Origin of the sequence: uncultured Dokdonia sp. (assembly GCF_947492535.1) — a bacterium.
Lineage (GTDB): Bacteria > Bacteroidota > Bacteroidia > Flavobacteriales > Flavobacteriaceae > Dokdonia.
Window position 1 is genome coordinate 38188 of the sequence record NZ_CANLNH010000018.1, and the last position, 15529, is coordinate 53716.

General features: G+C 33.0%; 14 protein-coding genes. 11 read left to right on the plus strand and 3 right to left on the minus strand.

Annotation, left to right across the window (positions count from 1 at the left end; translation table 11 throughout):
- Nucleotides 1-2 precede the first annotated feature (2 nt).
- The 3 genes from Q1A60_RS18880 to Q1A60_RS18890 are packed head-to-tail and all read left to right on the plus strand — an operon-like array spanning nt 3 to nt 3133.
- Complete coding sequence (locus Q1A60_RS18880) at nt 3-953, plus strand: polysaccharide deacetylase family protein (protein WP_299768833.1); 951 nt, start codon at nt 3-5, stop codon at nt 951-953.
- Nucleotides 931-1740, plus strand: coding sequence for a formyltransferase family protein (locus Q1A60_RS18885; protein ID WP_299768836.1), 810 nt, complete (start codon nt 931-933; stop codon nt 1738-1740). Before Q1A60_RS18880 ends, Q1A60_RS18885 begins: the two co-directional genes overlap by 23 nt.
- The gene (locus Q1A60_RS18890; protein WP_299768839.1) at nt 1733-3133 is read left to right on the plus strand and encodes a UDP-glycosyltransferase; all 1401 of its coding nucleotides are present in this window, start codon (nt 1733-1735) and stop codon (nt 3131-3133) included. Before Q1A60_RS18885 ends, Q1A60_RS18890 begins: the two co-directional genes overlap by 8 nt.
- A gap of 564 nt (nt 3134-3697) precedes the next feature.
- On the opposite strand, the gene Q1A60_RS18895 is transcribed toward Q1A60_RS18890, so the two are convergent.
- Genes Q1A60_RS18895 through Q1A60_RS18905 form a run of 3 tightly spaced genes read right to left on the minus strand, consistent with a single transcriptional unit; the run spans nt 3698 to nt 6455 of the window.
- Nucleotides 3698-4330: a class I SAM-dependent methyltransferase gene (locus Q1A60_RS18895; RefSeq protein ID WP_299768842.1), complete on the minus strand. Its 633-nt coding sequence runs from the start codon at nt 4328-4330 to the stop codon at nt 3698-3700.
- Nucleotides 4317-5270: a glycosyltransferase family 2 protein gene (locus tag Q1A60_RS18900; protein WP_299768845.1), complete on the minus strand. Its 954-nt coding sequence runs from the start codon at nt 5268-5270 to the stop codon at nt 4317-4319. Before Q1A60_RS18900 ends, Q1A60_RS18895 begins: the two co-directional genes overlap by 14 nt.
- Before the next feature lie 33 nt (nt 5271-5303).
- Nucleotides 5304-6455 carry a hypothetical protein gene (locus Q1A60_RS18905; RefSeq protein ID WP_299768849.1) on the minus strand — a complete coding sequence of 384 codons (1152 nt, stop codon included), beginning with the start codon at nt 6453-6455 and terminating at the stop codon, nt 5304-5306.
- A gap of 297 nt (nt 6456-6752) precedes the next feature.
- On the opposite strand from Q1A60_RS18905, the gene Q1A60_RS18910 reads away from it, so the two are divergent.
- From Q1A60_RS18910 to Q1A60_RS18945, 8 genes are read left to right on the plus strand one after another with little or no spacing between them, the layout of a single operon-like run.
- Nucleotides 6753-7892, plus strand: coding sequence for a glycosyltransferase family 4 protein (locus Q1A60_RS18910; RefSeq protein WP_299768852.1), 1140 nt, complete (start codon nt 6753-6755; stop codon nt 7890-7892).
- On the plus strand, nt 7889-9430 hold the full coding sequence (locus tag Q1A60_RS18915; protein WP_299768855.1) for a glycosyltransferase family 2 protein: 1542 nt from the start codon (nt 7889-7891) through the stop codon (nt 9428-9430). Before Q1A60_RS18910 ends, Q1A60_RS18915 begins: the two co-directional genes overlap by 4 nt.
- A complete protein-coding gene (locus Q1A60_RS18920; protein ID WP_299768858.1) occupies nt 9423-10451 on the plus strand; it encodes a glycosyltransferase family 2 protein in 1029 nt (342 codons plus the stop codon). The genes Q1A60_RS18915 and Q1A60_RS18920 overlap by 8 nt, the downstream gene beginning before the upstream one ends.
- A 5-nt stretch (nt 10452-10456) precedes the next feature.
- Nucleotides 10457-11002: a serine O-acetyltransferase gene (locus Q1A60_RS18925; RefSeq protein WP_299768860.1), complete on the plus strand. Its 546-nt coding sequence runs from the start codon at nt 10457-10459 to the stop codon at nt 11000-11002.
- Nucleotides 11002-12111 (plus strand): glycosyltransferase family 4 protein, encoded by a 1110-nt coding sequence (locus Q1A60_RS18930; protein ID WP_299768864.1) that lies wholly within the window; start codon nt 11002-11004, stop codon nt 12109-12111. The genes Q1A60_RS18925 and Q1A60_RS18930 overlap by 1 nt, the downstream gene beginning before the upstream one ends.
- Nucleotides 12108-13181: a glycosyltransferase gene (locus Q1A60_RS18935; RefSeq protein ID WP_299768867.1), complete on the plus strand. Its 1074-nt coding sequence runs from the start codon at nt 12108-12110 to the stop codon at nt 13179-13181. Before Q1A60_RS18930 ends, Q1A60_RS18935 begins: the two co-directional genes overlap by 4 nt.
- Nucleotides 13178-14542: an O-antigen ligase family protein gene (locus tag Q1A60_RS18940; protein WP_299768870.1), complete on the plus strand. Its 1365-nt coding sequence runs from the start codon at nt 13178-13180 to the stop codon at nt 14540-14542. Before Q1A60_RS18935 ends, Q1A60_RS18940 begins: the two co-directional genes overlap by 4 nt.
- Entirely contained in the window at nt 14496-15512 is a 1017-nt protein-coding gene (locus tag Q1A60_RS18945; RefSeq protein ID WP_299768873.1) for a glycosyltransferase family 4 protein, read from the plus strand. Before Q1A60_RS18940 ends, Q1A60_RS18945 begins: the two co-directional genes overlap by 47 nt.
- The last annotated feature ends 17 nt before the right edge of the window (nt 15513-15529 follow it).

Sequence of the window (15529 nt, forward strand, 5' to 3'; positions counted from 1 at the left end):
ATATGCTTACTGTAAGTAATTATCACTACATAAGAGACGATTTTACCACTCCGTACCCTAGTATTTTTGGGGTAACACCTACCTTCTTTAAAGAACAATTACTCGCTATCAAAGAAATAGGGACCTATATCACACCTCAAGAATTACTTGAAAATTATGATGAAGTTATAAAATCACCTACCAATTATGTGTTAATCACCTTTGATGACGGGCTTAAAGAACAATATCTTAAAGCAAAACCTATCTTAGATGCACTAGATGTCAAAGCGTTATTCTTTATCAATAGTCTCAATTTTATTGAGAAAGAAGTCACCTTAGTACATAAGATACATCTACTTCGATCTCAAATGTCTACATCTGACTTTTTTGATATTCTTAAAAAGTTTGATGCGAAAGGAAAAACACAATTATCCGATAAAGAGAAAAAACAGGCTGTTGTACATTATAATTATGATGATGAAGAAACGGCTTGCTTAAAATTTACATTGAATTTTAAATTATCACTTCAAGAACAGCATAATCTTATACAAACTATTTTTGACGCCCATTTTGATAGTCATCAAGTAGTGAATGATCTTTATATGACAGAAGAACATCTTATACAGCTTGCAAAAGAAGGCATGTTAGGTAATCATACACACAGTCATGTGCCATTAGGATATTTAGATCGTCATGAGATTATGAAGGAGTTTGTAACTTCAAAAAACTATCTAGAACAACTTACCAACCAAGGGATTCCTTATGTAAGTTACCCGTATGGTAGCCAAGAGGCGTGTGCCTCTCCGGTAGATGAAATAGCTAAAAACACAGGACATCAATTAGGGTTTACTATGGAAAGAAGTATCAATACAGGAAATGAACACCCTTTGTTGCTAAAACGTTTTGACTGTAATGACTTACCTTTAGGTAAAAACCAAAAAGCTTTTGAGCATGCGCATCGCCTTATTCACTAGTAATCATCTTAGACACAAATATATTGCTGCACAATTGAAATCGCAGCTAGATATTGTGGTTATTATCACCGAAGAAAAAAGTCAAAAGATTGAAGATAGTAGTGGGTATCCTGAAGAAGATCAGCAATTGTTAGACACGCATTTTAAAGATAGAACCGCAACGGAAGAGCAGTTTTTTGGAGCATATAAAAGCTTTCCAGAAGAGGTGCCACATATTTCTTTAAAGTATGGCACTATAAATTCTGAGCAGACGTTAGCGCGTTTAGAAGCGTATAACGTTGATTATATAGTACTATTTGGAACCTCTATTATAAAGCCGATGATTCTGGAAAAGTTTCCTAATAAAGTACTCAATCTTCACTTAGGGCTTTCTCCTTATTACAAAGGATCTGGAACCAATTTTTTTCCAATTGTCAATAATGAATTTGAATGCATAGGAGCCACCATACACATAGCCACTATAAAAGTAGATGCGGGTGGGATTTTACACCAAGTACGGCTTGAAGAATTATATGAAGATGATACCATTCATAGTATAGGTAATAGGTTGATTGAAAAAGCAGGTGCATTATATCCCGCTATTGTAAAAGGGTATATAATGAATACGATACAACCTGTATCTCAAAGAGAAACAGAAAGCTCTAAAGAATACCGCATCAAAGATTTTACTCCAGATACGATTAGAAAAGCTCATGATGTGTTAGCAAATCAAGGGATTGTACTATATTTGAAGCAAGCACACCTACATAAAACAAACAAACCAATCATTACTGCCTCGTATGAGTAAAAAAGTACTTGTGTTATTGCCTGATGGTGTAAGCCTTAGGAATTTTGCATACACTTCTTTTTATAAAAAAGGATTAGAAAAAGGACACGAAGTCTTATTCTGGAATCATACTCCTTTTGACCTTGAAGAATTAGGGTTTAATCAAGTGGTTTTTAAAAAAGAAAAACCGCACTGGCTTACAGATGTATTAAAAACCGCATGTATACGTATTGAATTAAATCTTTTTTCAAAACGCGATCAAGATGAGGTATATCAATCATATAAGTTTCCATTACCCTCAGGTTCCTTAAAAGCGAGACTAAAAAAAGCGTTAATAAAATGGTTTTGTTATAGATACGGTTCTGAATCTGGTTTATTGACGATTCGAAAACGTATGATTGCTCAAGAGCGTAAAACAGCGTATTATCGTTCTTGTAAAGAAATGCTGGAAAGAGAGCAACCGGATATATTATTTTGTGCAAGTCAACGATCTGTGATTGCCATATCCCCACTTACAGCAGCACAAGACTTAGGAATACCTACAACATCCTATATTTTTTCGTGGGATAATGTGCCTAAAGCTACGACAGTGGTCACAAGTGATCATTATTTTGTATGGAGTGATCATATGAAAAAAGAGTTGTTACATTATCAACGTTATATACAACCTGAACAAATTATAATCACAGGGACTCCTCAGTTTGAACCTCATTTTCAAAAAGAAGCGTTACTAAACAAAGAAGCATTTTATAAAGAACATACCCTAGATCTTACCAAGAAATATATTTGTTTTAGTGGTGATGATATTACAACCTCTCCTAAAGACGAATTATACCTTAGAGATATAGCTAGCGCAGTGCGTACTTTAAATGGAAAAGGACATGCGTTAGGGCTTATTTTTAGGAGATGTCCTGTTGATTTTTCTACGCGATATGATGCAGTAATTAATGAATTTCAAGATGTGATTGTAGTACTCCCTCCTTTATGGAATAAAATAGGAGATGGATGGAATACCATACTACCTACAAGAGAAGATATACACTTACAAATTAATCTAATAGCACATACAGAATTTGTTATTAATCTGGCTTCTAGTATGGTATTCGATTATGTAACAGCAGGAAAGGCTTGTGCGTATATGAATTACAATTATCTTAACGATAAGGAAGAGGCTCAGAAAGGCGTATATTTATATGATTTTGTACATTTTAGATCTATGCCATCACCCGAAGCAGTGATATGGTTAGATCATCCAAATATCATTGCTAGTTCTATAGAAAAGATGTTACAAGGAGTTCCTAACACGGTAGCTGCCGCTCATGATTGGTTTGCAGTGATTAATAAACAACCAGCGATAGAAGCTCCGAATAGAATATGGAACGGTATTGAGAAATTAGTAAGACGTACTCAATAGTATATGTTAAACTTGCTTTGATCCTCAGTAAAACTCATTTTACTGTTTTACTAAACTTGTGTACACTAAATTCGTTTCAATATTTTGAAGGGATCTGATTTATTACCTTTTATTGATGATTGGCTTTATAGACAAATATTTTAAAAACAATAAAACGTAAAGGCATTAATATAGCACTTGTTAATATTGTGGAAACCAGGTAATGGAATCCTAGATAAAGTCCCAAATTATATAAAAGATTTGCACAGATATAGAAAAATAAAAGAGCAGCACAAAAACGTATTAATTTATAAGAATCATGTGCTGTTTTAAATAAGTGAGTTAATTGTACTTTATATAAGAAAATATAAGCAATCCCGTATGTTATAATAAAAGCAAGGGTTTTATTTATGTGAAATATATCTATTAAAAGATACAAACTAGAAAACACAAACCCATAACTAATAAGACTGATAACAATATACCTCTTAAATAGTGTACTGTTTTTTGAAATGATAGTCTTAATTTTCTTTAAATACACAGTAATTTGCTCTTAACGTATAGGTATGGTTTGAAATCTTTGATTTAAGATGTATGCTTCTTTGCCAGTATTATGGTCCAAGGAATAGGGTTTTCTACAGCGATTACTTTTCCAAATTTTGCTTCGATTAATTTGATAAGTGATTTTTTTGACCAATGATTTAAATGTCCAGGCGTGTTACCTAAATCTTTTAAGTATTTAAATCTTGCCATATTAAGAATGCGCCATAAAGGTTCTCGAGGAACTCCTAAAATTAAATATTCTTTTGATATCCTCTTTATTTCATCCAAAGCAACATCAGGATAATCAAGATGTTCTAATACTTCTAATAAAAAAACTAGATCTACGTGTTCATTTTCATATTTGAGCTCGTAGACACTCTCCTGAAAAATGGAAAGAGTAGGATTGTTTTTTTTTGCTAATGGAACCAAATGTTCTACAAATTCAGAACCCGATAAATTTGGAACAAGTTCACTCAAAATAGAGGTAGATCTTCCTTCTCCGATTCCAATTTCATGAGCTGATTGTACAGTAGGGATTTTTTCAAGTAGTTTGCGTACAGACTTGAAATAATTAGTAACAAGGTATTTTGCTATCATACCTTCATTTTCATATTTTCCAGCAAAATCTTCTGTCTCTGGAGTTGCTTTTAATTTAGAATGGTCAATCTCTGTCATACAAGCGAAGTTTTGTAAGAAGTAATATTTTCTCTTGATTTTGTCGTATTCCTCCAAGCATATCTGCGAGTAATGCCAATACTAAGAATAATATTGAAGTTAAAAACAATATTAAACTTAGAATCCCTAATGACTTATAAGGTGTAATATAACCAGTAGATAACCAATGAATAAATACAAATATTCCTAGAAATAACGCAATTGAAAAAAAGAAAAGTGCGATACCCCCAAAAAAATAAAATGGTTTATAGTTTCTAAAGCATTTTAAAATAATCTTGGATGTCTTAAATCCATAAGCTATAACATTATTAGCAACCCTAGAAACTCGATTTTCAAAGTATGTAACTTTAACAGGAATTTGTTTTACAATAAAACCTTTATTGATTAAATCAAGTATGGTTTCGTGCGTATATGTAAAATCTCCAAGTAAATTAAGGTTTATTAAAGCATTTTTAGAGTAGGCTCTAAAGCCGCAAGACGCGTCTTCAATTTTTTCTTTACATATAAAGCTTACAATACTATTTACCTTCTTATTCCCAAAATACTTAATAGAAGGCATGTTCTGAGGCTTTATACCATGAAATCTATTACCTATACAAAAATCAGCTTCTTTATTTACAATAGGAGCTACCATCTCTTGGATTTGATTTACATCAAATTGTCCGTCTGCATCAATACTTACTATAATAGTAGCTTTGACCTTTAGAGCATAATTAACGGCTGTTTGAAAAGCCATTCCAACTCCTTTATTTGTTTTGTGGTTTATTACATGAGCACCCGCATTGAGGGCTTCTTTTTCAGTATTATCAGTACTGCCATCATTTATGACAAGTAGATCTACTTTTGTAAACCCAGCTATTTTTTTAGGAACAGAGTTTAGTACAGAAGCAATAGTTTCTGCTTCATTAAGAGCTGGCATATACACTAAAAGCGAAGACATAGATAGTGGTTTATTTAATAAAAGGTTTACGAATTATAAATGCGCAGTAATGACCATATAATCAAGTCTGAGTTCATTAAGAACATATACTATAGAAATACATTTTGTAATACGGATAAACCATTCATCTTTTAATTTAAACGTTTTATATATATAATAATATCCTAAATAAAAACCAGGAAGTAATAGTAACCAATATCGACTGAATCCCGTACCAGCAAGAATAAAACCTACCATAATTATAAGGATATTACTAAACAAAATTACGATACCATAACTCTTCTTTGCTTTGATATAGCCTAACAAAAATAAAACAATTAAAACAATACTAATTAGAAAGTTTCGCAATCCTGTTATGGGTACAAATAATGAGATAAATGCAGGAATACCGTTTATTTTATTTACTTCGTGATGTTGTAGTAATCCTAAACCACACTTTATATTATATATGAAGATATTATCTTCCTTAAATCTATGAAAATAACTGATGCCCGATGTTTGATTTTGTTCAATAAAATACACGTATTTAAACCATATTAATAATGGAATCGCAATTACTAATGAACTTAATATAATATGAATATTGTCGCGACGATTCAATGCTTTTTTATAAAAGCATTTGTAATAGTATATGAGAACAAATACTCCCAATAAAATATATAAATATCTTGTAAGAGTTAATAGCGCAAAAAAGAACAGCATCTTTCTAAAATTAGAAATAGATATTTCTTTTGTGTAATAATATAAAAACCCCCAAAAACTAAAAAATAAAATAGCTTCAGGATATATTCTAGAAAACCAAGCAATACTCGTCGTATTTGTAAGAGTAAGAACTAGTATAGCAGTGACAATTCGTATATCAACACCTTGCGATTTTAGAAATAAATAAACATATCTGAATCCAAAACACATCATTAGTATATTGAAACATTTCATAAGTATAATGCCTACTGTAGGAGCCAATGCGCTATAAAACAAAGACATGATAAAAGGAATGACGGGTGTAACTGTAGATGGTTGGTTGTTTAAATAATACCTACCTTCCATGATGCTGTCTGCTAGGTTTTTATAGGTAATTTCATCTGCGAAAATAGGAACGATAAGAGCTCTTAATAATGATAAAAAACTCAAAGTAATTAAAACAAAATACAACGTATCTTTTTTGATATATGTTGTTATTTTCATAAGCAGTTTTTCCCTGATTTTTAACACGAATTATTGTTGCAATTTACAATTAAAATAGTTGATTCAACTTATGATAAAATATTATCTTATAAGGGTACTAAAAAGATACATTCAGAATATTACAACAGAATAGAATAAGAATCAATTGATTATAAAAATTCAATAACTAGAAAAAATCATAATGCTATAAAGATATCTTTTATATTAGTCAATATTCCCCTAATATTGCAACTAGGAATTACCATTTTGTGGTAAAAATTTTATAAAACGCATTGTTAACGATTTATTCGAAATTAAATGCATATTGCCTTTCTTACTCCAGAATACCCACATCCACGTATACAACGCGCAGCGGGAATAGGGACTAGTATTAAAAATCTTGCTGTTGCGCTTTCGCGAAAGCATATAAAAGTAACCGTATTTGTATATAGCCAATCTGAAGATGTCGTATTGGAAGATCAAGGTGTTACTTTACATCTTATCAAACATAAAAACTACCGAATAGGAGGATGGTTTTTATATAGAAAACACATTAATCGTTATATAAATAAGGTTGTAAAACAAACCAATATAACGGCAATAGAAGCTCCAGATTGGACAGGCATTACTTCATTTATGAAATTTCAAATTCCTGTAGTGATAAGGCTGCATGGATCAGATACATACTTTTGTCATTTAGAAGGAAGATCTCAAAAAAAGAAGAATTATTATTTTGAGAAAAAAGCATTGACAAACGCAAATTATATTCTATCAGTAAGTGTTTTTGCAGCTGAAAAGACCGTTTCATTATTTGGAATAAAAAAAACAATTACGACCATACATAATGGAGTAGATGTTACAATGTTTACACCAGACCATAGTAAGATCGTGCCTAAGTCTATTTTATATTTTGGAACGATAATTCGTAAAAAAGGAGTACTTGCACTAGCCGAAGCTTTTAATAAAGTAATTCAAGAAGAACCTGAAGCTCAACTGACATTTATAGGTAAGGATGTTACAGACGTAAAAACAGGGAGTAGTACAATAAAATTGATACAATCTATATGCAGTAAAGAGGCATTAGCTCAAATAACATATACATCTCAAATCCCATATAGTGAAGTCGCAGATGCTATTAGAAAAGCTCAAATAGTATGCCTTCCAAGCTACGCAGAGGCATTTCCTATGACTTGGCTGGAGGCGATGGCATTAGAAAAAGCGATGGTAACATCAGATATTGGATGGGCAAAAGAGTTAATGGTAAACGGAGAAACAGGCTATATTTCAGATCCTGATGATACACAGAAAGTATCAAAAGCAATCGTTACTTTGATACAAGATATGGACCTTTCAAGAAAAATGGGTACACAAGCGCGCAAACGTATTATATCAAATTTTACTCAAGACGAAATCGCAGAAAAGAATATCAAGTATTATAAACGTATTACTTCTGTATGATCTTTTTATATCACATACACAATACTGTAAAAACGATAGTAGATGATCAGAATATACCTATCTCTATACAAGAAGAAAAGCCTACTCAAGCTTTACTAGCTATTGCTAAAAATTATCCAGAAGAATGGATTGTTTGGTGTCATTTTGATAATAAAGATATATTGAATACAGAGGTATTTTCAAATCTATTACATCATAAAAGACGAATGATAAGTAATGGAGATGCTTCATCACCTTTTTTATCACCATCTATAGGCTATATAGAAGACAGTCCCTTTTTAAAAATAAATACAAGTACTACATACCCTACTTGGTGTATGAGTAGCGCTGCTGGAGCCATACATGCCAGTGTTTTACTAGCAATAGGAAACCAGATTACTGTTACTAGAGGTTTTGATTACTTTTTAAATTCGCTTGCGCGAAAAGGACAGACATCGGGATTACTCTGTTATCATGAGCCGTTGTTACTACATTCAGACCCCCAAAAAAGTACACTAAGAAAAGCAAGCTTACACAAGCAGTATGCTTTTGTGAAAGAACATTTTAAGACATCATGGCTTTTTTTCTTATGCATATCTCAAATGAGATATGAGAAAAAATTTCCACTCATTGCATTTGTATATGCATTATTATTTGTGAAGAGAAATACACCTCATTTAGACATCGCTAAGATTCCGATACAATCCTCGAAAACGGTGTTAGATATATTTGAAGTAGATGTGGTTATTCCAACTTTGGGCAGGAAGAAATATTTATATGATGTACTTAACGATTTTTCTAAACAAACGATTCTTCCTAAGAAAATTATAATTGTAGAACAAAATCCTGACCTAAATAGCACCTCTGAATTGGGGTATATAACTTCAGAAGAATGGCCGTTTTCTATAGAGCATCAGTTCATCCATCAAACAGGCGCTTGTCATGCACGTAATCTTGCATTGTCAAAAATAAGCTCAGATTGGGTTTTCTTCTTTGATGATGATATTAGGTTTGACACTGATATTTTAGAGAAAATTGAAAATGCTATTAAAGAAACTGGAACTCATTGTATTAATATATCTTGCTTACAAGAAGGAGAAGTAGAAAAACACAGCACTTATAAACAATGGAAGACATTTGGCTCTGGATGTTCTGTAGTACATAAAGACGTCGTTGAAAATACATCTTTTGATATGGCATTAGAACACGGATATGGAGAAGATGTAGATTTTGGCATGCAAATACGTACACTTGGATATGATGTGATTTATGCACCAGATATTCAGATTAAGCATCTAAAAGCACCCATAGGAGGCTTTAGAAGTTTACCTGTATTCCCTTGGGATGATGATAAAATACGTCCAAAACCTGCACCTCAAATTCTTTATCATCGTATAAAAAATACCACTGAAGAGCAGTTAAAAGGGTATAAATGGATACTTTTCTTTAAATATTATTTTAATCAAGATATCAAAAATCCTTTTTCTTATATTTCATACTTCAAGAAGGCTTGGAAAAACAGTACTCATTGGGCTAAAAAATTACCTCTAGATGCATAACAGGAAACTGAGTTTAATTGTTTGTACCTACATGCGACCAGTAGCGGTGTGTACATTACTAGATAGTGTCCAGTTGCAATCAAAATACCCAGATGAGATTTTGATTATTGATGGTTCTACAGATAATGCTACCGAAGACCGCTTTCGCGAACCTGCCTCGCCGGCAGGCAGGAGCGTATATAAAAACCTTACCTATTATAAAGTACCTCCAGCGCATAGAGGGCTGACAAAGCAACGTAATTATGGAATTGATCGGGTAGGAGATGCCATCGAAATTGTATGCTTCCTTGATGATGATATTGTGTTAGAACCTACTTATTTTGAAGAAATACTTACCACCTATCAAGAATATCCTGAAGCATTAGGAGTAGGCGGTTATATTGTTAATGAGGTTTCGTGGGAAAAAGTAGAACAACCCTTTACACCGGCAATCAATCAGTTTTATTATGATGGCTATGTGCGCTCTGATGGTTCTAGATATGTCTTGCGAAAGAAGTTAGGGCTAGATGCTAATAGACCTCCGGGATTTTTACCCACCTTCTCTCATGGAAGATCGATTAGTTTTTTACCTCCTTCAGGAAAAACGTATCAAGTAGAACAATTAATGGGAGGTGTCGCTTCTTATAGAATATGTGCCTTAAAGTCTCAGAAATTTTCTGAATATTTTGAAGGATATGGACTCTATGAAGATGCAGATTATACATTGCGTTTGTCAAAAAAAGGACATCTGTATATAAATACAAATGCACAATTACACCATTACCATGATCCTGGAGGAAGACCTAATCATTTTAAATATGGCAAAATGGTACTCCGTAATGGATGGTATATATGGAGAAGTAAATACGAAAACCCTACTTTGAAACAACGGCTTTTATGGAACCTCACCGCTTTTGTGCTAACATTGGTAAGAGTAAGTAATGCAATACGAGGTCAAGACAAAAAAGCAGCACTTAACGAAAGTTTAGGTCGAATTTATGGATGGTTAAGCCTTATATTTAACAAACCAAAACACATATAAAATCCATGCGATTTACAGAAGACCTCATAAAGTATAAGAAGTATAGTGGCAAGTCTACACTCATACTTTTAATGACCCAGCAAGGGTTGTGGGCTTTGTGTTGTTATCGCTTTTTTAATAGTATTTACAGAAGTAAATTACCGAAACCTATTAAAAGTATTCTTCTTTTATGGGGGGTGTTTTCTCAAAAGTATATAGAAATTGTTACTGGCATTCAATTACCCTACAGCGCAACAGTAGGACATAAGTTCTATATAGGACATTTTGGAGGCATTATTATCAATGCCAATGCTGTGATAGGTGATAATTGCAATATATCACAAGGAGTTACTATAGGAGTAAGTGGAAGGGGAGCACATCGAGGTGTTCCTGTAGTAGGAGATAATGTATATATTGGAGCAAATGCAACACTAGCTGGAGATATTACTATAGGAAATAATGCAGTGATAGGCGCTAATTCTTTAGTAGTAAAAGATGTAGAAGAGGCAACTACAGTAGTTGGGGTTCCAGCGAAGGCAGTAAGTACTAATGATTCAAAAGGATATATTTGATGCGCTTTCTAGTTATCACATTAGCACCTACACTTTTAGAAAATAGCGCGTATTATTCGTATGCACCCTATGTAAAAGAAATGAATCTTTGGTTTTCGCATGTAGATCAGGTAACTATAATTTCTCCTACGTCTTATGAAAAAAAGCTATTAAAAGCTCCTTTTGACAGAAAAGATATAGACGTTATTTCTATACCCGCTATTAGTTTTGGAACAATCACTGCTATTTTTAAATCAATTATTGCAATTCCTATAATCGTTTTTCGATTATTTAAAGCAATGCAACAAGCAGATCATATTCATTTACGTTGTCCGGCGACCATAGCTTTAATAGCTTCGGTGGTGCAATTGTTTTTTCCATCGAAGAAAAAAACAGTAAAATATGCAGGTAATTGGAGTCCAAAAGCAAAACAACCTATAAGTTACAAGCTCCAAAAATGGATTGTAGGAAATGAGTTTTTGACCAGAAACATGCAAGTATTGGTTTATGGTAATTGGCCGAATCAAAGTAAAAATATCAAATCCTTTTTTACAGCTACTTATAGAGATGATGATGTACCTACTATTAAGACACCCATTTTTGAGAATCCAATCACAATTCTCTTTGTAGGGAGTTTATCTCCAGGGAAACGACCTTTGTATGTTTTAGAATGGGCAAAAGCTTGCCTTGATCAAGACTTAGATATACACTTAGATATATATGGTGAAGGTCAAGAAAGAGAACTACTTGAAAAATATCTGACATCTCATAAGCTACATACTAAGGTTATATTACATGGTAATCAACCTACAGAAGTCGTTCAACAAGCATATAAAAATGCTCACTTTTTGATACTACCTTCTAAGTCAGAAGGATGGCCTAAAGTGATTGCAGAGGCTATGTTTTGGGGAGTAATTCCACTAGTGACTCCAATTTCCTGTGTCCCGTGGATGGTAGGAGAAGGGACAAGAGGAGTATTATTAGATATGGATGTGAGTAAGGATGTTTCCGCTTTCGCGAAAGCGTTAAAAGACAAAAAGCAATTAGAGAAAATGGCTGTAAATGGACAGCAATGGTCTCATCAATATACGTTAGATACGTTTGAAAATTCAATAAAAGAATTGCTATGAGGGTATTACAACTTATTGATACACTAGATGCAGGAGGAGCAGAACGTATGGCTGTAAATCTTGCAAATGCAAGTGTAAATCATTCGTTTTTTGCAGCTATTTGCGCAACTCGTAGAGGAGGTATTTTAGAAAGTGCCATTCATCAGGAAGTTCCTGTTTTTATAGCAGATAAGCGAAGTTTTTATGACCTTAAAGCAGTGCGAAAAATTATAAAGTTTATAAAACAGCATAAAATAGATGTGTTACATGCACACTCAACATCTGTTTATACCGCTTTTCTTATAAAATTGATGCATCCTACCCTTAAACTTATATGGCATGATCATTATGGTCTAAGTGAATTTGTACAAGAAAGACCTTCGCAGGAATTACTTAAAGTTATTTCTAAGTATATGTCGGGCATTGTTGCATGTAATGAAGATTTGGCAACTTGGGCAAAGACTCATTTGCATTGCAAAGAAGTGATTTTTCTCCCTAATTTTGTTGTAGAAAATAAGAACCAAGAGCTAACAACCGAAATTTCAGGAATAGACGGAAAACGTATTGTATGTCTTGCAAATTTACGCCCTCAGAAAAATCATATAGGACTATTGAGGATCTTTAAAGAAATTACTACTCAATTTCCAGATTGGACACTACATTTGGTGGGAAAAGATTTTAATGATGATACCAGTGCTTCTGTAAAAGAATTTATAACTTCCCATGATCTTTCTAATGTAGTTTCTTTGTACGATAGTAGAAAAGATGTTGCTGCAATTTTAAAGAAGATGGATATAGGTGTGTTAGCTTCTACATCTGAAGGATTGCCTTTGGCATTATTAGAATATGGAATTGCAGGATTAGCAGTGATGGTCACAAATGTGGGGCAATGTGCACAGGTGATTCAAGAAAATGGTGAAGTGATTGATGATCTAGAAAAACAAGGACCTGAAGTTTTAATGAAGTTAATGAATAATACATCATATCGATCTAAGAAAGGAGCTGATTTTAAGAATAGGGTATCCAATTTTTATAGTGAATCATCTTCAGTACAATTATTATTAAATTTTTATACTGAACTAAGCGCATGAAACTTTTGAAAAATCCATACCTGTTTTTGATTACCATACATGTAGTTATTGGGTTTGCAATTTATGCATTTAGACCTTTTGCAAAGTTTTATTTTGTAGCAAGCATAGGAATTTTTCTTTTTTACTTATTTAAAAATGGGAATAAGAATAATGAAGCATTATATGCCGCAGCTTATGTGACTGGTGCCGAAGTGCTTTTTAGGATGACAGATGCTTCTCCTATTCCTGTATACGAAGCAGGTAAATATGGTGTTATTGGATTTATATTATTAGGCCTTTTTTTTAGTGGAACATCTAGAAAATCTGGTCCATATTGGTTATACTTATTATTATTAATTCCTGGTATTATATATGCTTCTTCTACGCTTGATTATGGTACTGATTTTAGAAAAGCAGTTATTTTTAATTTAAGCGGTCCCTTTTGTTTAGGAATAGCAGCACTATATTGTGTTGATCGTAAAATTACTAGAAAACAATTACAGTATGTCTTATGGTCACTTTTAATGCCTACAGTTGCTATGGGGGTATATTTATTTTTTTATACGCCAGATACTAGAGATATATTATCAGGTACAGGCTCTAATTATGCAGCATCTGGAGGTTTTGGACCTAACCAAGTAGCTACAGCTATAGGAATAGGTATGTTTTGTCTCGTAGTACAGCTATTTATGAATAGTAAAAATGTAATTATGTTGGCTGTTAACTTAGGACTTTTATCGTTGCTAACGTATAGAGGTATTGTTACGTTTTCAAGAGGAGGTGTGCTTACGGCTTTAATTATTAGTGTAGCATTTATCTTGTTTTATTTTAAAGCAGTTAATATTAAAAAGAAAAAACGAATACTAGGTCCTATATTATTTCTCGTACTTACGGCTTCCTTTACGTATCTATTAACCTCTGTAAGAACTTCTGGGCTTATTGATAAAAGATATGCAAATAAAGATGCAGCGGGGCGTATAAAAGAAGATCTAAGTACAGGAAGAAAAGAATTGATATCATCAGAATTGGAAGCTTTTTTTGATAACCCATTAACTGGCATTGGGGTTGGAAAGATTAAAGAATATAGAGAAGAAACTGAAGGAATATCGGCAGCATCTCATAATGAATTGAGTCGTATGTTATCAGAACATGGATTATCTGGCCTTTTAGCACTTATAATTCTAGGTGTTTACCCTTTAATTTATAGGCTAGCAAATAGGCGCAATTTCTTATTTTTCTCTATGCTTGGTTTTTGGTTTTTAACTATAAATCACTCCTCTATGCGTATAGCAGCACCCGCTTTTATTTATTCGTTATGCCTTTTAAATATCGTAAATGAAAAGAAAAAAAGTCCTATACATAGGGAACGCATTAACGCATAAAAACGTTACTGTAACTACGATAGAAACACTTAGTACATCACTACGTGAAGAAGGATATGATGTCATTGTTGTATCATGCATTAAGAATAAAATAGGCCGTTTTTTGGATATGATTTCTGCTGTACGTAAACATAGAAAACATATTGATATCGTGCTGATAGATACCTATAGTACTACAAACTATTGGTATGCAGTATATGTAGCTAAACTCTGTAGATTATATAAAATACCATATATCCCAATCCTTCATGGAGGGAATTTGCCAGAACGTATTAGGAGAAGTGTTTCTAGTGCTAGAAAACTTTTTCAAAATGCATATATAAACATCGCCCCATCTCATTATTTGATGGAAGCTTTTCAAAAAGAAGGATATACAAACATACGTCATATTCCAAATACAATAGATCTTTCTAAATACCCTTTTAAAGAAAGAGAAAGATATACACCTAAACTATTATGGGTACGTTCTTTTGCAACTATCTATAATCCTATGATGGCGCTTCAGGTTTTACAAGAACTTCAAAAAACCTATCCAGAAGCAACATTAACCATGATTGGGCCTAAAAAAGATGAAAGTTTTGATCGTTGTTCCGCTTTCGCGAAAGCGCATAACCTTCCAGTGACATTTACAGGGAAATTATCGAAGGAAGCATGGATCTCACTTGCAGCCTCTCATGATATATTTATAAATACGACCAATTTTGATAATACCCCTGTTAGCATTATAGAAGCAATGGCTTTAGGACTCCCTGTCGTATCAACAAACGTAGGTGGTATTCCGTTTTTAATAAAAGATACACAGAACGGTCTTTTATGTCCGCCAGAAAATATAGGAACTTTTGTAGAAAAACTTATATTATTGATTGATAATACTGATATTGCACGTGAAATATCAGTACAGGCAAGAGAAAGTGTTCAAAATTTTGATTGGAGACTTGTCAAAATTTCTTGGAACGAGGTGCTCTCCTAAAAAAATATAATATCTTT

Bases quoted from the DNA above. Each gene is read 5' to 3' on its own strand.
- Q1A60_RS18890 (WP_299768839.1), top strand. From the start codon at position 1,733: ATGAGTAAAAAAGTACTTGTGTTATTGCCTGATGGTGTAAGCCTTAGG.
- Q1A60_RS18930 (WP_299768864.1), top strand. From the start codon at position 11,002: ATGCGCTTTCTAGTTATCACATTAGCACCTACACTTTTAGAAAATAGC.
- Q1A60_RS18900 (WP_299768845.1), bottom strand. From the start codon at position 5,270: ATGTCTTCGCTTTTAGTGTATATGCCAGCTCTTAATGAAGCAGAAACT.
- Q1A60_RS18925 (WP_299768860.1), top strand. From the start codon at position 10,457: ATGCGATTTACAGAAGACCTCATAAAGTATAAGAAGTATAGTGGCAAG.
- Q1A60_RS18885 (WP_299768836.1), top strand. From the start codon at position 931: ATGCGCATCGCCTTATTCACTAGTAATCATCTTAGACACAAATATATT.
- Q1A60_RS18880 (WP_299768833.1), top strand. From the start codon at position 3: ATGCTTACTGTAAGTAATTATCACTACATAAGAGACGATTTTACCACT.
- Q1A60_RS18915 (WP_299768855.1), top strand. From the start codon at position 7,889: ATGATCTTTTTATATCACATACACAATACTGTAAAAACGATAGTAGAT.
- Q1A60_RS18895 (WP_299768842.1), bottom strand. From the start codon at position 4,330: ATGACAGAGATTGACCATTCTAAATTAAAAGCAACTCCAGAGACAGAA.
- Q1A60_RS18945 (WP_299768873.1), top strand. From the start codon at position 14,496: ATGAAAAGAAAAAAAGTCCTATACATAGGGAACGCATTAACGCATAAA.
- Q1A60_RS18935 (WP_299768867.1), top strand. From the start codon at position 12,108: ATGAGGGTATTACAACTTATTGATACACTAGATGCAGGAGGAGCAGAA.
- Q1A60_RS18905 (WP_299768849.1), bottom strand. From the start codon at position 6,455: ATGAAAATAACAACATATATCAAAAAAGATACGTTGTATTTTGTTTTA.
- Q1A60_RS18920 (WP_299768858.1), top strand. From the start codon at position 9,423: ATGCATAACAGGAAACTGAGTTTAATTGTTTGTACCTACATGCGACCA.
- Q1A60_RS18940 (WP_299768870.1), top strand. From the start codon at position 13,178: ATGAAACTTTTGAAAAATCCATACCTGTTTTTGATTACCATACATGTA.
- Q1A60_RS18910 (WP_299768852.1), top strand. From the start codon at position 6,753: ATGCATATTGCCTTTCTTACTCCAGAATACCCACATCCACGTATACAA.